Origin of the sequence: Halorubrum sp. SP9 (assembly GCF_005435015.1) — an archaeon.
GTDB classification, from domain to species: Archaea; Halobacteriota; Halobacteria; order Halobacteriales; family Haloferacaceae; genus Halorubrum; species Halorubrum sodomense.
The window spans coordinates 1-355 of record NZ_SGXU01000501.1 but is presented as its reverse complement, the minus strand read 5'-3'; the positions used below and the strand labels follow the sequence as shown (position 1 = coordinate 355).

At 62.8% G+C, this 355-nt stretch carries 1 protein-coding gene; it reads left to right on the top strand.

The window, feature by feature from the left end:
- Window positions 1–355, top strand: a 355-nt coding sequence (locus EXE45_RS18380) for an alkaline phosphatase family protein (protein ID WP_199233715.1), incomplete at both ends; no start/stop codon positions are given.

Below are 355 nucleotides of genomic sequence, written 5' to 3'. Positions count from 1 at the left end.
AAGAGCTCCGCGAGACGCTCGACGACTTCGACTACCGGATCGACGTCAACGCCAAACTGGGCCACGACGACGACAAGACGGAGTTCATCGAGAACGCGCACGCGACGCTCGACGCCCGCTACGACGCCTTCTCCCACTACCTCGACCAGGACGACTGGGACCTCTTCTTCGGCGTGTTCATGAGCACCGACCGGGTGAACCACTTCCTCTTCGGCGACTACGCGACCGACGGCGAGTACGCCGACGAGTTCCTCGAGTTCTACCGCAAGCTCGACGGCTACATCGGGGAGATCCGCGACTCGCTCGACGACGACACCACCCTGATCGTCGCCTCTGACCACGGGTTCACTCGACT